This window comes from Vibrio sp. qd031 (assembly GCF_002100145.1).
GTDB lineage: Bacteria > Pseudomonadota > Gammaproteobacteria > Enterobacterales > Vibrionaceae > Vibrio.
This window is the reverse complement of sequence record NZ_JXQD01000018.1, coordinates 320,558-337,147: the sequence shown is the minus strand read 5'-3', so window position 1 is coordinate 337,147 and position 16,590 is coordinate 320,558. Positions and strand designations below refer to the sequence as shown.

At 43.7% G+C, this 16,590-nt stretch carries 12 protein-coding genes and 1 pseudogene; 6 read left to right on the top strand and 7 right to left on the bottom strand.

The window, feature by feature from the left end; translation table 11 throughout:
* The first annotated feature begins 12 nt into the window (after positions 1–12).
* The 3 genes from ST37_RS07410 (at position 13) to ST37_RS07400 (ending at position 4,343) form a co-directional block, all read left to right on the top strand.
* Positions 13–1,002 (top strand): sugar ABC transporter permease, encoded by a 990-nt coding sequence (locus tag ST37_RS07410; RefSeq protein ID WP_084885052.1) that lies wholly within the window; start codon positions 13–15, stop codon positions 1,000–1,002.
* Positions 999–1,892: a carbohydrate ABC transporter permease gene (locus ST37_RS07405; RefSeq protein WP_236009695.1), complete on the top strand. Its 894-nt coding sequence runs from the start codon at positions 999–1,001 to the stop codon at positions 1,890–1,892. The genes ST37_RS07410 and ST37_RS07405 overlap by 4 nt, the downstream gene beginning before the upstream one ends.
* A 180-nt stretch (positions 1,893–2,072) precedes the next feature.
* Positions 2,073–4,343, top strand: a complete 2,271-nt coding sequence (locus ST37_RS07400) for an endo-1,4-beta-xylanase (RefSeq protein WP_084885051.1) — start codon at positions 2,073–2,075, stop codon at positions 4,341–4,343.
* A gap of 105 nt (positions 4,344–4,448) precedes the next feature.
* Here the strand turns inward: ST37_RS07400 and ST37_RS07395 are convergent, their stop codons facing one another.
* Entirely contained in the window at positions 4,449–4,676 is a 228-nt protein-coding gene (locus tag ST37_RS07395; RefSeq protein WP_084885049.1) for a hypothetical protein, read from the bottom strand.
* A gap of 115 nt (positions 4,677–4,791) precedes the next feature.
* Between ST37_RS07395 and ST37_RS07390 the strand changes: the two genes are divergently transcribed.
* Positions 4,792–5,394: a TetR/AcrR family transcriptional regulator gene (locus ST37_RS07390; RefSeq protein WP_172400949.1), complete on the top strand. Its 603-nt coding sequence runs from the start codon at positions 4,792–4,794 to the stop codon at positions 5,392–5,394.
* Positions 5,395–5,491: 97 nt separating this feature from the next.
* Here the strand turns inward: ST37_RS07390 and ST37_RS07385 are convergent, their stop codons facing one another.
* Positions 5,492–7,513, bottom strand: coding sequence for an alkyl sulfatase dimerization domain-containing protein (locus ST37_RS07385; RefSeq protein ID WP_084885046.1), 2,022 nt, complete (start codon positions 7,511–7,513; stop codon positions 5,492–5,494).
* A 108-nt stretch (positions 7,514–7,621) separates the two neighbouring features.
* Between ST37_RS07385 and ST37_RS07380 the strand changes: the two genes are divergently transcribed.
* Positions 7,622–8,518, top strand: a complete 897-nt coding sequence (locus tag ST37_RS07380; protein ID WP_084885252.1) for a LysR family transcriptional regulator — start codon at positions 7,622–7,624, stop codon at positions 8,516–8,518.
* A 225-nt stretch (positions 8,519–8,743) separates the two neighbouring features.
* Here the strand turns inward: ST37_RS07380 and ST37_RS07375 are convergent, their stop codons facing one another.
* Positions 8,744–9,412 carry a DUF4386 family protein gene (locus ST37_RS07375; RefSeq protein ID WP_084885044.1) on the bottom strand — a complete coding sequence of 223 codons (669 nt, stop codon included), beginning with the start codon at positions 9,410–9,412 and terminating at the stop codon, positions 8,744–8,746.
* A 265-nt stretch (positions 9,413–9,677) separates the two neighbouring features.
* On the opposite strand from ST37_RS07375, the gene ST37_RS07370 reads away from it, so the two are divergent.
* The gene (locus ST37_RS07370) at positions 9,678–10,892 is read left to right on the top strand and encodes an AraC family transcriptional regulator (RefSeq protein ID WP_143698147.1); all 1,215 of its coding nucleotides are present in this window, start codon (positions 9,678–9,680) and stop codon (positions 10,890–10,892) included.
* Between the two features lie 290 nt (positions 10,893–11,182).
* Here the strand turns inward: ST37_RS07370 and ST37_RS07365 are convergent.
* The 4 genes and pseudogenes from ST37_RS07365 to groL all read right to left on the bottom strand — a co-directional run bounded on the left by ST37_RS07365 (position 11,183) and on the right by groL (position 16,566).
* Positions 11,183–12,704 (bottom strand): annotated as a pseudogene (locus ST37_RS07365) (ISNCY family transposase).
* An 862-nt stretch (positions 12,705–13,566) separates the two neighbouring features.
* The gene (locus ST37_RS07355; protein ID WP_172400948.1) at positions 13,567–14,175 is read right to left on the bottom strand and encodes an Hsp20/alpha crystallin family protein; all 609 of its coding nucleotides are present in this window, start codon (positions 14,173–14,175) and stop codon (positions 13,567–13,569) included.
* Between the two features lie 72 nt (positions 14,176–14,247).
* Positions 14,248–14,727 (bottom strand): Hsp20 family protein, encoded by a 480-nt coding sequence (locus ST37_RS07350; RefSeq protein WP_172400947.1) that lies wholly within the window; start codon positions 14,725–14,727, stop codon positions 14,248–14,250.
* Between the two features lie 234 nt (positions 14,728–14,961).
* Positions 14,962–16,566, bottom strand: coding sequence for a chaperonin GroEL (gene groL, locus ST37_RS07345; protein WP_084885036.1), 1,605 nt, complete (start codon positions 16,564–16,566; stop codon positions 14,962–14,964).
* Between the last annotated feature and the right edge of the window lie 24 nt (positions 16,567–16,590).

Here is a 16,590-nt window from a genome sequence, read left to right as displayed (position 1 = left end):
CGAGAGTCGAAAATGAGTTCAATTACCGTCCCCTCAAATACACGCAAGCCATCAAACCAGCGAAAAGGTAATTTTTGGCTTCGTAAAGGCAATAAGATTGCCCCTTATCTCTTTGTGAGTCCGTTTTTTCTAATTTTTGGAGTGTTTGGATTATTCCCATTGCTGTTTTCGCTCTATCTTTCTTTCCATTATTGGGAGCCAGCAGCAGGACTTGCTGCGATGGAGTGGGTCGGTATAGAAAACTACGTCTTCGCACTTGAAGATGAATGGTTTCAAAAGTCTATTTACAACACCTTTGTCATAGCGCTTAAATCGGGTATTCCACAACATGCTGTGGCCTTACCGCTGGCGTTTTTTATTCACACTAGTTTTAGCAAGATGCGCAATACGGTCATTGGGATCTACTTTGTTCCATACATCACATCGACTGTGGCGATCTCGCTTGTCTTCACTACGCTATTTTCTCGTGATTTTGGCATGATTAACCAAGTGCTTACCTCACTGGGTAACTTCCAAATTGGTGATGCGAAAGTTCTAGCTTGGTTATTCCCAACAGAAAACATTGACTGGAGTCGTCCGGCTTATACCAAAGATATGATTTCGTTTGTGGTGTTTTGGCGTTTTGTGGGCTGGAATACGGTGCTTTACCTCTCGGCTCTGCAAACCATTCCCAAGGACATTTACGAAGCGGCCACTATTGATGGCGCGAGCCGATACAAGCAGTTTTGGTACATCACACTGCCAATGCTAAAACCAATGGCCTTCTTTGCAGTGACACTCACCATCATTGGTAACCTACAACTGTTTGAAGAACCGTTCATCATTACCGGCGGTACAGGTGGTATCGATCAAGCGGGTAAAACAGCTGCGATGCATATGTACATTACTGCCTTTGTTGAAAGTGATTTTGGTACCGCGTCGGCCATCTCGTGGATACTGTTTATGATCATCGCTGGGTTGACCTGGGTGAACAACAAATTGCTGGGGGGAGACAACCAATGAGCAACGTAACCAATACCAGTGTCATTGAAAACGATTCGGTGACCGCAACGCCTAAAAAGAAAAAAATGATCCAGAAAGATAAATTAATTGCTTACATTATTGTTGCGCTAGGCGCAGTTATTATGCTCGCACCGTTTTATTTCATGTTTATATTTTCTTCTCACTCCAATACCGGTATTTTGTCGGTGCCACCACCGATATTTATTGGCGAGTATTTGGTCGAGAACTTTAAAACCCTATTAGAATTTTTGCCATACTTTTGGAATAACTTGGCACTCAGTTTATACATTGCCATCGTGGTGACGGCGCTGAACCTTTTGTTCTGTTCGTTAGCTGGCTACGCGTTTGCGATGTTTGACTTTAAGTACAAGAACCTGCTCTTCGTTGGGATTATGGCAACCATGTTGTTGCCTCCGTTTTTAGGTATGATCCCTACTGCAATGATCATGTCGACCATCGGTTGGATGAATGATCCTAAAGCGCTAATTGTACCGGCAGCGTGTGGTGCAATGGGGATATTCATGATGCGTCAGTTCATCTCAAGCTCGATTCCTAAAGAGCTCGTGGAAGCGGCGAGAATGGATGGGTGTCGAGAATTCAAAATCTATTACCGCGTAATCGTGCCACTGATTCTACCTGCGTTTGGTACGCTTGGACTGATTACCTTCATTGGTACTTGGAACAACTTTATGGGGCCGTTGGTGGTCATGAGTGACATGAAAAAGTTCACCATACCGCTTGCGCTACGCGCTCTTCAAGGGACAGGACAGGTACCGTGGGGCGCAGTCTCTATGGGTGCTGCGATTGCCGTACTGCCACTGCTGATCCTATTTATTATGGCCTCTAGAAGATTGATTGACGGATTAACATCCGGAGCCGTTAAAGGTTAATGTTAATTAAGATCCCGCAATATTGATTGCGGGATTTTTTTATATTTAGAAAACGCCCAACTCACAATTTTATTAATTTATCAAAAGTCATAATTTCATTACCAAATAGACCCATTGTTATCACTGCGCTTTTAATAAATATTGTTCGTCAACTAGATAATAAAAATATAAGGATGTGAAATGAATAAAACTCTACTGTCCAGCCTGACTGCGGTGATGGCCACAGCCCTTGTGACAGGCTGTACAACCACCAACGATTCTGCCTCTGCTCTTGCAGCAAACAGCGATCCGTTAGATGTCGTGATCCGTTCTGATTTACCGTTAAGACAGCTTGGCGACATGATTAATCTTTCTGTCGGTGCGGCGCTAGAAACTCGACATCTAGACAATCAGCAGTTTCGTGACACTTTTGTGCGTGAGTTCTCTCAGCTCACACCTGAAAACGAGATGAAGTTTAAGTACGTGCAGCCGCAGCGTGGACAGTTTGATTTCGCAGCGTCCGATAAATTGGTAGAGTTTGCTGAGCAAAACGACATGGTAGTGAAAGGCCACGCACTGGTTTGGCATATTCAAAACCCAGAGTGGTTAGAGAACACGTCGTGGAGCAAAGACGAGCTTGCTGCCGTGCTTGAAAATCATATCAAGACGGTAGTTGGTCACTACAAAGGCCGTGTGATGTATTGGGATGTGGTTAATGAAGCCTTTGATGACCAAGGTGGATTTAGAAACACTTTATGGTACGAAGCGCTTGGCGAAGACTACTTAGAAATGGCGTTTCGCTGGGCCCATGAAGCGGATCCTGATGCAGTACTGTTTTATAACGATTACTCCACCGAAGGCATGACCGCAAAATCGAATGCAGTGTACCGTCATATGAAAAAGCTGCTCGACAAAGGAGTGCCGATTCATGGTGTAGGCACCCAGCTTCATTTAACCGTTGAGCACCAGATAAGCGATGTGTCTATTGCTCGAAACATCGAACGTTTGTCCGAGCTAGGTTTAGATACTCACTTCACTGAAATTGACGTTCGAATTCGCGATGGGAATGGAGACTCGGCTTTACTCGACCAAGCGAACCGTTACGAGATGCTTGCAAAATTGGCAGCGTTCTATCCAGAAGTCGACATGATCACTACATGGGGCGTCAGCGATCAGTATTCATGGATCCCAAGTTGGTTTACAGGCTATGGTCGTGCGTTAATGTTTGATACCGATTATCAACCTAAACCTGCGTATGCCGCAGTCAGTAATGTATTGCTCGACGCTGCGACAGGTAACTTTGGTTATGAACCGGCTACCGATCTATCTAAAGTCGGTCGATTTGTTCAACCGTTCAATGCTAAACCATTAAGTAGTGCGAAGTTTAACGAGCAAGAAGTGGTGTACTACCCGTTTGCATATAATCAACTTGGTGGTAAACAACAACAATTGCCAGCGTCTACGACGACCGAAGGCAAATGGGCGGTTGGTTATCACAACAACCAGTTAATAGGTCGAGTGCTGCGAAAAGACAACAAAACCGTTGTCGATCATGCGCAAGCGTGGGAAAACGACAACGTTGAGGTGTTTATTCGCGTTGGTGGTGGGTTTTGGCAATTTCGCGCAGTGGTAGGACAAGACTTTGCACCGTTGGGCTTTCCTGGCAAGGCAAAAGGCGAATGGAACCGTGATGGTACTCAGTTTGATTTTGAGATCGAGTTTGATGGCGTACAAGATTTAGTGGGCGAAACCATTGGCTTTAATATAGCGCTGTCGGATAACGACAAAAACACTGAGTCTGGCGGACGTCATGCGCAGCTTTACCCGTTAACAGGCACAAATATTGGGTGGCAAGGCGAAGAGTTTGGTGAGCTGTTTATGAATGGCCAAAATGCGGTCGTCGCGTCGTCACCTGTTTCGGCGCCAGCTCCATTTAAGATGAGTCGTCTTAACGACATGCCATCGGGAGCGGCCGACTCCGCATGGGATCAAGGCTATCACTATTCGTTCGCCTTTAATCAGCTCAATCAAGCGGATATGTCGCCGCCTAGTCAAAGCGATGTTTCGGGAAGCTGGCAAGTAGGCTATCACCAAAACTGGCTCTATGGTGTGGTAAACCGCAACGATGATAAAACCGTCACTAACATGGAGCAGAGCTACCAAAACGATAATGTGGAAGTGTTCGTTCAGCGCGGTGACAACACGATGACGCAGTTTAGATCTGTCGTTGGCCAAGACTTTGAATCGGTGCATTACTCTGGTGGTTATTTTGCAGAATGGAGTGCAGATGGGTCTCAGTTGTTCTTTGGTATCGAGTTAGATACACCAGTGAACTCAGGTGAAGCTATTCAGTGGAATATCGCGTTAGCAGATAATGACGATGGCCAAGGGCGAAGTGCACAGTTGTATCCTGTACCGGGTAGTAATATTGCCTATTTGGGAGAGGAGTTGACCAAACTGGTTGCGGAGTAACTGTATAGTCGCTATACAAGATCAATTAAAAAACCAGTACTAGAGTGCTGGTTTTTTTGATTTCACTTAATGCGCTCAAACAACGATTACAGCATAAAGCAATAATTAGCGGTCTGCTTTGACTGGAGTAAGACGGTTTTTAAGTGCCTTCATCACCACACCTTGTTTCCACATCATAACTCCTGTGACGCTCACAACAGGGATCGCGAACCACATTATAAAGTTTGCAAATATAGGGTTAGCGCCCCAAGGCGAGTAAATATAGGTGCCTAAGATAGCAGCCATAGCAAGATGTATCAGTCTAGATATTTGTCGAAATTTTGAAGCACTCATGGATATTCCTTTATGTTGACGGTGTCTACATGGGAAATGGTAGCCCTCAAAGTTGACGGCGTCAACATGATCTGACAAGATAATATTTAGGCATATGTAACAAGGTGTAATGCGCGTGGAATCCAATACCTATCATCACGGTGATCTTAGGCGAGAATTGATTAGAGTAGCAACAGAGGTGGTTAAAAAAGAGGGCGTTGATGCGCTAACTATTCGAGGTGTTTCGTCGACACTCAATGTATCGCGCACAGCACCTTATCGGCATTTTAAAGACAAAGACGAGCTATTATGTGCGATAGCTAAGCAAGGTTACCTCATTTTTGGCACATCAATGCAGCAAGTGTGGGATGAACATTCGGACCAATCACCCGTCGAGCGATTTGTGGCAGTAGGGCATAGCTACATTAATTTTTCTTGCGATTACCCTGAGTACTATTTGCTCATGTTTGGCTCAAGTGGCTTGCTTAGAAGCGACAATGCACAGCTTAAACAAGAGTCTGATGCGACGTTTAATTTTTTGCAGCAAATGTTAGCCTTTTGCCAACAGCAAGGGGCTTTCTTAGCGGAAGATACGCTGTTGCAAGCGAGGTACGTTTGGTGCGCTTTGCATGGATATTGCAGCATCATCATTGCCAATGACGAACAAACGTCGGCGCAGATGAAACAGGACAGTCATCAATTTTTGCAGAAGATCATTGATGGTTTGTGTGTTCGATAGTGGTGTGGTTGCAGTATTTTTTCGAATATTCTAGAACAATCAATAGATGGAATCGACGATTAGGGGTTAAGCAAAGTGCTTAACCCCAATGGTGAAATTATTTGGTTGGCATAGGTAGTATTTCAAATAGCCCATCAAACTCGTCTAAGGCTGCGCCAAGCTGATTAATCAACTGTAGATTGCCTTTCACCTGAGCTTTGTCTGCTTTTAACAACTGTTCTAGGGTTGTTTCGCCTAGTACCAAGTTTGTAAATTCAGCCTTATCAATGATCAGTTCCACGTCTACATTCGGCATTTCATTCACTTCGATGTTAGACATGTTGGCGTTCGAAACTTCCGCATAAAAACGCTGTTCAATGTCAGGGTGAGTGACGCCCAAATTAAAGTTAAGAGCCGCTTGTTCGGCCTTAGTTGCGTTAAGGCTTACCGCAATAAAGTCTAAGAACATGCCTGTTGGGGTATTGGCAATGACATCTGCAGACGCGAGCTTAATTGACGGTTGTATGGTGCCGGTGCGAAGCTCAGCCGCGCCTTGTAGGTAGCTGTTTCTCCAAGCCATTGTCTCCGATTGATAGCCTTGCTGCTCAAAGCTGTCGGCTAGGGCAAAGCGGTAGTCTATGTTGTTTGGATCGCACAGTACCAGATCGTTAAACAGTTGTGACGCCTGTTGGTAATCACCTTGCTCAAAATGATTCATACCCGCGTCAAATAGCACGTCCGCACCGGCAGCTTGCACATAGACACAAGCTTTGTCTTTTGACTGCAATGGGTTGGTGTTGACTGGGTTCATGTCATGATAACCAAGGTAAAGGTTAACCACGGCACGAGCATTGTGGCTGTACGAGCCGTGATACCCGTTGGTGTGCCACGTATCGAGCTGAGATTGCGGAATGATTTTTTCGATTTCGCGGCCGACATCATGAATGGTGACACCGTGATTGGCGAGACGCATTGCTTGGTTGTGAATAAAGCCGTAATTGTCTCTTTGCAGAGTCATATATTCAGAGATTTCATTTACGTCGGTATCCGTTTCGTTCCATACGGGCGCTGAGTGCGCTGCGTGAATATTGTCTACCAGTCCACTGTCGACATAGCGAAGCTTAAGCTCGGTGAGATACTTGGTCCACACTAAAGCGTCACGTACTTTAGCGCCGCGGAAGGTGTAGATATTGTGCATGCCGTCGTAAGTAAGTTCTGCAGTGTTTAATGAGCGGTATTTTGGTACGTACAACACAATTTCTGCGGGTGCTTCGGCACCTGGCATATTGATAGCGTGAAACTCAAGGCCGTCGATGGTGATGGTTTTTTCTCGCTCTTGGATCTCATCGGTTGGAGCCACTAGGGTGACTGTCCCTTTTGACGTGCCAAGGCCCAAAGCGTTGTCGACGATGCCTTTGGTGTCGTTATTGAGTGTCGTGCCATATTGGTAGTTGGCGCGGCGACCCATAGCAGTACCAGCGATCACGTTCTCGTCCGCAAGCTCTTTGATGAAGTCTTTAGGCGCGTAAATTTTGGCATTTTCATCGAAGTCGCCCGACTCAAACACTCCGCGAGAGCCACCAAAATGATCCGCATGCATGTGAGAGTAAATCATGCCGGTGATTCTGTGCTCTCCATTGATGGCAGGGAGATGTTGTTTCGCGAACTCCCATGATGCTTGCGCGGCTTCTTTTGACAGCAGCGGATCGTGGATCACATAGCCGTTGTCGGTGCGATAAATCGTCATATTAGACAAGTCGGCACCACGGATCTGATAGACGCCATCGGTGACCTCGTAAAGCCCGCCTGCGGCGTAGTTCAGCATCCCTTGTCGCCAGATAGACGGGTTTACGGTTGAGGGTAGGTCATCCACTGACATATCACTCATGTATTCGAATCGATTTTTAAGCTCACCGGCTTGGTGAGTACCAAACTCAGCAATTAGACCGCGGGTAGTGCGTTCAAAGGCTGTTGTATCCTCCCAAGGTAGTTGTGTTGCAAGTTTGGCATTGGCTTGTGCTGTGTGCTTAGATGCTGGCTTGCCTTGATAAGTGTCGATCGATGCATAGTCATTGGCAGAAACGCTAAATGATAGGATTACGGCAAGGGAAAGTGCAGAGCGATTAAAAGTCGATGTCATAGTAGCCTCATAAGTGCAGTGGAGTCTGGTTTAGGGCTAATTTAGACGATTGACATATATGAATATATAAATGAAACTGTATCTAATACATTACAAATTGTTATGTTTATGCCTGCTAGTAATCTAGATCTTAACCTTTTAACAGTGTTTGCCACTGTGTATCGGCACAAATCAATCACGCTTGCGGCCGAAGAGATGGGGATGACTCAACCCGGTGTCAGTGGGCTGTTAAAGCGCCTGCAAACGCAGCTAGGTACCGAGCTGTTTGTTCGCTCTGGGCGCGGAATTGCGCCTACTCGTAACGCCCAAACGCTGATCACTCAAATTGAGCCGGCACTCTTCCAAATTAATAATGCTGTTAAGGGGCTCGAGGGTTTTACTACAGACATTCCTCATCATTTTGTTATCTACACCTCTGAACCCGTTATGTTGATGTTGCTACCAAAAATTGAGCAAGACAGTCAGCTAGGAGAGGTGAGCATTGAGCTGTTACCGACTCACTCGGACGAGGAGAGGTTGGTGCAAGATCTTAACCAGCGTCGAGGTGATTTGGCGATTGAGTTTTCTGCAATATCGAACCGTTCGTTTTTTACTGAGCCGCTGTTTGACGATCAAATGTGCATCATTGCGCGCAACGGTCATCCGCGTATAACAAACACGATCAGCGTTGAACAATACTATGCGGAGAAGCACATCACGTTACGATTGCGTAGAGAGAAGACGAGATTGGCCGACTTTTTTACTGACGAAGATATGGCAGAGCGACTCGTCGCGGCAGAATGTACTTCGTTGGTATCGCAAATGTCTATGGTTTCGAACAGTAATTGTATCGCCGCAATGTCGAGTAGAATTGCCGCGATGTTTGCGGACAAATTCGAGGTGCAAATTTTAAGCACTCCCTTTACCTCATCGGCAATTCAATATCGACTGACTGCACACAACCGAGACCTTAAAAATCCAGCTAATGTGTGGCTGAGAAAGAAAATTAAATCGTATTTTTTATAAATTGACTAGCTATTAGCTACTGCAATTTCACGGTAGGTTAATATGTCTAGTATTATGTTTTTAATAATACTTATTAACGAGTGAAGATATCGACTTGATTGAATATATTGCACAGCTGTAAGTGCTAGAAGTTTTGAAAGTATAGGTTGTACTGAGTATTAAAATAAACGGAGTCGTATACCCTTTTTGTGCTCACTCTCAAAACAATCTAACTATTAATTGGTGTTATACAGTGGCTGCATGTTTTGTCTGGTATGAAGGCTTTGCTAATAGTTTAAATCCTAGCCATAAGAACCAAATAATCTGACTCAATCCAAATATTACAGTTAGTATTTCTGCAGGGTAAACCGTGAATATTCCACAAATCCCAACAAACACGCCTAAATAGTTAAGATTTTTAGAGAGAGCATGGCTTTTTAGCGCAGCAATACTCATTAGTAATACCCAAAGACCGCCAACAATTTCGTTTCCGCCACCAATTCCTTCTGCAACCGTATCTACGGCTAACCAAACCAACCAAGCTTGCTCTGGAGAGTTTGCAGATAATGTGGCAACGGTGCTTAACCCTACGTTTGCGATCATGCCACTTGCAATGACAAGGCCCACCCAAATTACCCCAAAGACGGCGGCGGCTTGTGATAGGGCATTGGTCGTTTTTTTCAAACGTTCGTGAAGCGTAAGGACTAACACCGCTAACAAAATGCCAAATACGACGTACAAAAACAGATTTACGATGGCGATGCTCGACCGATTTTCTATCAGAAACGCTAATTTTTGTAAGTCGTTTCCCTCTGACGGGTAGCGCCAAAATGCACCAAAATAAATGAACGCTGACACGTACAAAGTCGCTTGTAAAAGAGCAGCAACACCGCCCATTTTTTGAAGATTTTTCACGATAAATTTCCTTATACATTGTGGCGCTTTACTACTCTAAAGAGCCAATAAAACTAGTGTTATGTGTTACTCGATGGATTCGTACATCTACATTGTCTTGTCGATGTAACAATCCAGCGATTGGCTCTAAGTGTTGCTGTTATTGGCCCGGATGTCGTCCGAGACTATAAGGGCGGACACTTTTTTGTGTTTTAATTGACCAAGAGACAGTACAATTCTTGTGTTTAAACGCTTGATTGAAACTTATGGATGAGGGGAAGTGGTCTTGGACGATCTTGTCGCGCTTGCGATTACAATGGTGATACTTGGGCAAATAGGGTTTTGTTTCCCTCAGTTTCTAATACGCGCATTTCATACCCAAACCTATTTGCCGTTGGCGGTGTTCTTTTTGGCGACTGCCGTCATTGTGTTAGGGCCAGCGGTTTCTTTGTTTAAACCAGGATGGAGCGCGGCCTATGTCGCCACCATATTTCCAGCATGGCTGATACTCGCCCCTGCGTTTTGGCTCTATGTTGAAGGACTGACTTCAGATATACCTTGGCGGATACAAACTAGGCACGCACTTCAACTTTTCCCCTTTATTTTTGGTGTGATTGTCGCAGGGTTAATCCTCAGTTTACCCCCAGAAATCCACCAGGCCATTTTTAACGATGGAGCGGATATCGATTCTGGATTCCCACTTATCGTCGTCATAAGCATGTTTGTGGCGATGTTAATTTGGTTGGCGCAGTCTGGGTACTATGTGTTTCGGATCATTATTCGTCTATCGAGCTATCGAAAACAGCTCAAGGATTTGTTCGCAAGTAATGAGCAACGTGAACTGGGTTGGTTGAGTTGGGTATTAATTATTATCTCAGGGACTTGGCTATTTTCCTTTGCAAGTTTAGTCTCGACGTTAGTACAAGATAATCCGTTATTTGGGTATAGATTTGGTTTGACATTAATATTGATTCTAGTTTGGACTTTAGCTTATTGGGGACTAAGACAAAAGCCAGGGTTTGACGGTCGCTATATGGATGACGAACCTGATAGGAATAATGTTCAAGAAGGCGGTAATAAGTCTGAATTAGAGTCGAACATAACCGCTAAAAAAATAGCGGTTAACAAATATGAGCGTTCTGCACTTAGTAGTGATCAAGCTCAACGAATTGCAGATAAAATAAATGCCACTATGGAACAAGAACAATTGCATTTGGATTCAAGTTTATCGTTACATAAACTTGCGCGCCATGTGGCAATTTCTCCAAATTATATATCCCAAACCTTAAATGAAACCATGGGAACGAACTTCTTCGATTTTGTGAATCGATGGCGTATCGAAACCGCCAAACCAAAAATCATCGAAAATAAAGAGTCAGTACTCAATGTTGCGTTAGAAGTTGGCTTTAATGCGCGCTCATCATTCTATAAAGCATTTAAAAAAGAGACAGGTAAGACGCCCACTGAGTTTCGGAATTTTTACGAGGCGAAAAACAGCTGAGTACGAGGATACCGTCATCAAAGCTGGTGGTGAGCCTTTAATGGCTACAACCACTGTCGACAGCAAATGATGCCGGATCGCAAATGTGAAGAATTGACGAGTTAGGAAACAACGTTTGATCATTTGCGCACTTCATTTCGACCCGTGAAGTCCATTGAGTGACAATAAAGACTGACCGTTTTGTCATTACTGAGGGATCTTGACTGTCATTACTGAGGGATCTTGACGGGATAAGTACCAACCGATTCTGTCATGCTCTTACATTCTAGTCAGGATTGACACTTCTCGCCTTACACGTCGATATTCAGTGATTGTGATTTTTTAATCCTAAGTTCTCTAGTGCTGAGGTTTTCTTCCTTCCAGATTTTTTTTAATCGTACCAATACTCACATTGATATCGTGTTGTTTTAGCTCCATCGTGAGTTGCATCAAAGTCAGGTGTGGGTTCTGCAACGTCAGCTCAATAATCTTGTCTTCTGCATACTCTGGTATGCGATTCTTACTGCGGTTCAGGGGCTTATTGATCCGCTTCAGCCCCATAGGTCCTTCCTCAGCCATTATTTTCTGATAGGTGTAAAGGGATTGGCGAGAACAACCAAGGATACGGGCTGCTTTAGATATACTACCCAACTGCTCTACTAGCTCTAGGGCTTCTATTTTCCGCTGAACCTCTTTACCGTATTCACTGCATTTACGAGGCTCAACCAGCTCGGTAATATCTAGCCTACGGTGCCCAAAATAGGCGGAGAATGTGCCATCGAACTGGCATCTAATCTCTACTTTTTGGTTTTCAATGGAATAGCGGATAGGCGAGTCGATAATATACCTTTTATTACCAAAGCCAAACGTATGATCGCGTCGTATGGTTCGATACTCTTTCTGTACGCAGATGCTGTTGAGGTCTAAATCGGGCGGTAAGCGCTTAAAGGCAGACCGTGAACTTTTGGGCTGAACACGAACATTTTCATCCCAATAATTGGGTATGAACTCTTCTTGTAAATAACGATTCGCGCCTTCCATATCGGTAATGTTGTGCAGTCGTAGTTCTAGTACAAGCCTATCTTGGAAGGTATCGAATGAGCGTTCAATGCGTCCCTTTCCTTGTGGTGAGTTAGCAAAGATAATTTCAATTCCAAGCTCCTCACAAGCTCGTTGCATCTGGGAGAAGTTGCTTCGCTTGGGACCACTGAAGATACCTGCTCTATCGACGTAGAGCGTCTTAAATATCCCTCGTTTCTCAATATAGGCTCTCATTACCCTCATACAGCCTTCGGTGGTCTCAGAGGGGAAAAATTGAGCGTGAATATCACTGGTAGCGTCATCAATCATAGCAATCAAACAAGATTTCTCATCACCAAACCAGCGATGAGGGCTCCCATCCATTTGAAGCATTAATCCAGGTAGCTCCATACGCTCACGATACTTCCTGACGCGAGTTCTGCGTCGCTTAGCACGTTTAACATGATGGATATCGTGTGCCCAAGAGCGTAACGTTTCACGCTTAATAGCGATCCCTTCGTTCTGTTTGAGGACTTCAGAGAGATGCTGCAAATTGAAATCGAAGTACTTAGTTTGTATGAGGCTTTGGACTTCTTTCTTGAGCGAATCAGGGATCTTATTGACTGGAGAACGCCCCTGATTTCCATGAATGATGAAGCGAATACCTTCTTTCCGATATCGGCTTAGATAACGTTCAACAGTTCGCCGAGACTTATTGAGCAAGGTAGTGGCACTATTGATACTGATTTTACCCTCGATAATTTTGCAAATGATATCGACAGTAAACTGGGATTTAGAATCCATATAGAACATCCTTAGCCCCTTCTAAAGTTTAATTAATTACTTTAAAAGGTAAGCCAATTTAGTCCCGTCAAAATCCCTCGGTAGTTATTGCAATGACAAAGTCGCTTGGTAATTAAGGTACGACAGAATCGCTTGGTGATCACATAAAGACTGACCGTTTCCTAACTCGCTTTTGGACGACAGAAGTGAGTTGGTGCTAGGGCAACGAGCAGCCCTTCAAATAACTTTTAGTATTGCAAAACTTAATCAGGCAAGGCTCACAACAGTGCCTGAAGAAGATACCGTTAGAAAATTTAAACAAATAAGGTAACATCATCTTATTTTCTGAGTACCCTTAATAGAGCACGATATATAGAATAACCTGCTGAGGAGAACTAAGTTGAGGTATAACAAACTTACGTGATATTGAACTTGGCCCAAAGCGTTCTTACGTATAGTTTCAGTTCCTCAGACGCGAGCACAGTCAACTGAACAGTACAATGCAAGTCCTCATCATCACCTGAAATTAGAATCCATTCCTCATCTTTTATTGACTCGATTCTGCGGCCTAGTAGCTCTGTAAGGGAGTTAGAGGAGTTAGTAATGTGTACAACCGCACCATACTGACCAAAATCAATATCCTTCAGGTTATCATGACGAATGTCCACGGAAAAATTATAGCTGTCGAACAGCCTAGCGAAACCTTCAGTACTTGTACTTGTTTTACAAATTAGAAGAACGTTGTTCAGCAATTTGTTATTGCAACTTTGATTGGTCATGCCCCTCCCTCCCGAGGATGAAATAGTAGTGGCTCAGATGCATATGTAAACTAACCACGCGTTGCCCTAGTTTATTGGGTTAATTGACGAAAAGAACTTGCCTCTAAGCTTATTCAAGACGAAATAGAGACACGTTTGATGCTGTTCCTTGCAGTTGTTTTTCTTGGGAGTTTAATGACCAGAAGAGCGTTTTTCATCGTTGCTGAGATTGCATCTTGATCTACATCATCAGGTAGAGACAAGGTACGTTGAAATGCACCCATACTACGTTCAACGCAGTAATACTGTTTACCTTTAGACTCTTTATCCTGCTTCATTTGCCCTTTCACAATTAATGTATTCGGACTCAATTCAATTTGAATATCGTTTTCTGAAAGTCCAGGGAGCTCAACTGAAATTTTATATTCATTCTCGCTGACGGATACATCAAGTTTTGATCGATTTGCAAAGAGTAATCTATCGCTCAGCGGGTTACTGATGAGCAATGAGCTGGCGCGGGACAAGTGTGAAGAACTTGGCATCCTTAGTGACTGCCATATGTCATCAAACATACGGCCCATTTCTTCGTGTAGTTGGAGAGGCGATCTTTGCTGTGGTGATACTAAAGTAGTGCCACTAGTACGAGCTTCAGAAAATGCTTCATTCTGAAATAGCGGGATTTGGTTACTTGAATCTTCTTTATGTTTAAACCAATTCCATGGATTTAGTTTCTCAATGTTCATAAAATACCCTCCCAATTTAGGCAACATTCATAACCAATAATACAGAGGGTGCGCTATACACCCTCTAATTAGTTATTTTTTATTAACTTTACGGTCATCATTACCTTCAGATTTATGCTCTAGAATATTACCACCTTGATTAATGGCGATAGATTTAGGCTTCATTTCTTCAGGAATTTCTTTAACCAAAGTAATAGTTAATAAACCATGGGAGAGATCTGCGTCGGTAACTTCAACATAATCTGCTAAGTTAAATTTACGCTCAAATGTACGGTTGGCTATACCTTGATAGAGATATTTGCTTTCCGGTTCAGAGCTCTTATTGCCGCGCACAGTCAGTACGCCTTTCTCAACTTGAATATCAAGTTCTTCTTGCACAAAGCCAGCTACAGCCAATGTAATGGCGTAACGGTTCTCGCTAAGAACTTCTATGTTGTATGGGGGGTAACCGCCAACAGTTGTTTCACTCGTTAACGCATGGTCTAGCAGTGATGCTAAGCGGTCAAATCCTACACTATTTCGATATAGTGGAGTAAGGTCGATTGAGTTCATAATATATCCTCCATAAGAAGCAATACAAAATAAAAACAATAGATATAAAAGTTTCTATCTAGACAACTTTTACAATGACTTTATAGTATTTTATAAATCCTTTTTCAAGCTGTAATTTATAAAAACTCCTTATAACTGGCATGATTGAAAGATCATTTAATAATAAAAAGCTTTGAGTTCATATTATCTATACCTAATAATTAAGCGGACTTCCTTGCCCGCTTAGTTTCTTTACTAAATATGATCCATTGGTTGTTTATCTTTTACTTGTTCGGAAATCATAGCTTCAGTTGTAATCATTAATCCAGCTATAGACGCCGCATATTGAAGTGCCGAGCGCGTAACTTTTGTCGGATCAAGAATACCCATTTCAAACATGTCACCGTATTCTCCTGTAGCCGCGTTAAAGCCGTGGTTCACATCACCTGCTTTGACATTGTTCGCGACGACAGATGCTTCATCACCCGCATTGGTGGCAATTTGACGAAGTGGTTCCTCCATCGCCCGTAACGCTACTCTAATACCGACATTTTGGTCTTCGTTGTCTCCAGCAAGGTCAACCAACTCTTTGCTGATCTTAGCAAGAGCGACGCCTCCCCCGGCAACGATACCTTCTTCCACGGCAGCTCTTGTTGCGTGCAATGCATCATCGACACGATCTTTCTTCTCCTTCATTTCAACTTCTGTCGCAGCACCAATTTTAATCACGGCAACACCTCCTGAGAGTTTCGCTATTCGCTGTTGAAGCTTTTCTTTGTCATATTGAGAAGTGGATGATGCGATTTGATTTTCTATCGATCTAACTCGGTCTTTGATAACCTGTTCATTCGCTACACCACCGACAATTGTGGTTGTATCTTTTGTTATCGTGACTTTCTTTGCGCTACCCAATTGCTCTAGCGTAGTCTTTTCAAGCTCATGACCTAGGTCTTCACAAATCAGAGTACTACCGGTTAGGACTGCAATATCTTCCATCATTGCTTTGCGGTTATCACCAAACCCTGGGGCTTTGACCGCAGCAGTTCGAACAATACCACGCATATTGTTGACGACGAGTGTTGCTAAAGCTTCACCTTCAATATCTTCAGCCAAAATAAGCAGCGATCTAGACTGTTTGGCGACTTCTTCTAGTACAGGCAGTAACTCACGAATATTGCTTACCTTTTTATCCACCAAAAGCACATAAGGATTATCCAGTTCTACAGAGCCACTCTCCTGATTGGTGATGAAGTACGGAGAAAGATACCCGCGATCAAACTGCATACCCTCAACCACCGCAAGCTCATTGTCTAAGCCCTGACCTTCTTCAACCGTAATGACACCATTGCGACCAACCTTATCCATCGCTTCCGCTATAATGTCACCAATCGAACTATCGCTGTTTGCTGAAATGCTGCCAACTTGAGTAATCGACTCTTTGTCACTGCAAGGCTGAGATATCTCACGAAGTTTCTCTACAGCAGCTTCCGTTGCTTTATCTATACCTCGCTTTAAATCCATTGGATTCATGCCCGACGCGACGGCCTTTAATCCCTCATTGATCAAAGATTGCGCCAACACCGTTGCGGTTGTTGTTCCATCACCAGCTTCATCATTCGCTTTCGATGCGACTTGCTTTACCATTTGTGCGCCCATGTTCTCGAACTTATCTTCAAGCTCGATTTCTTTCGCGACAGAGACCCCATCTTTTGTGATGGTTGGAGCTCCAAATGACTTATCTAGTACAACATTTCGACCTTTAGGACCTAAAGTAACCTTAACGGCGTCAGCCAGCAGGTTTACCCCATTAAGCATCTTTTGACGCGATTCATCAGCAAATATAACTTCTTTTGCAGTCATGATTATCTCCTCAAAAAATAATGA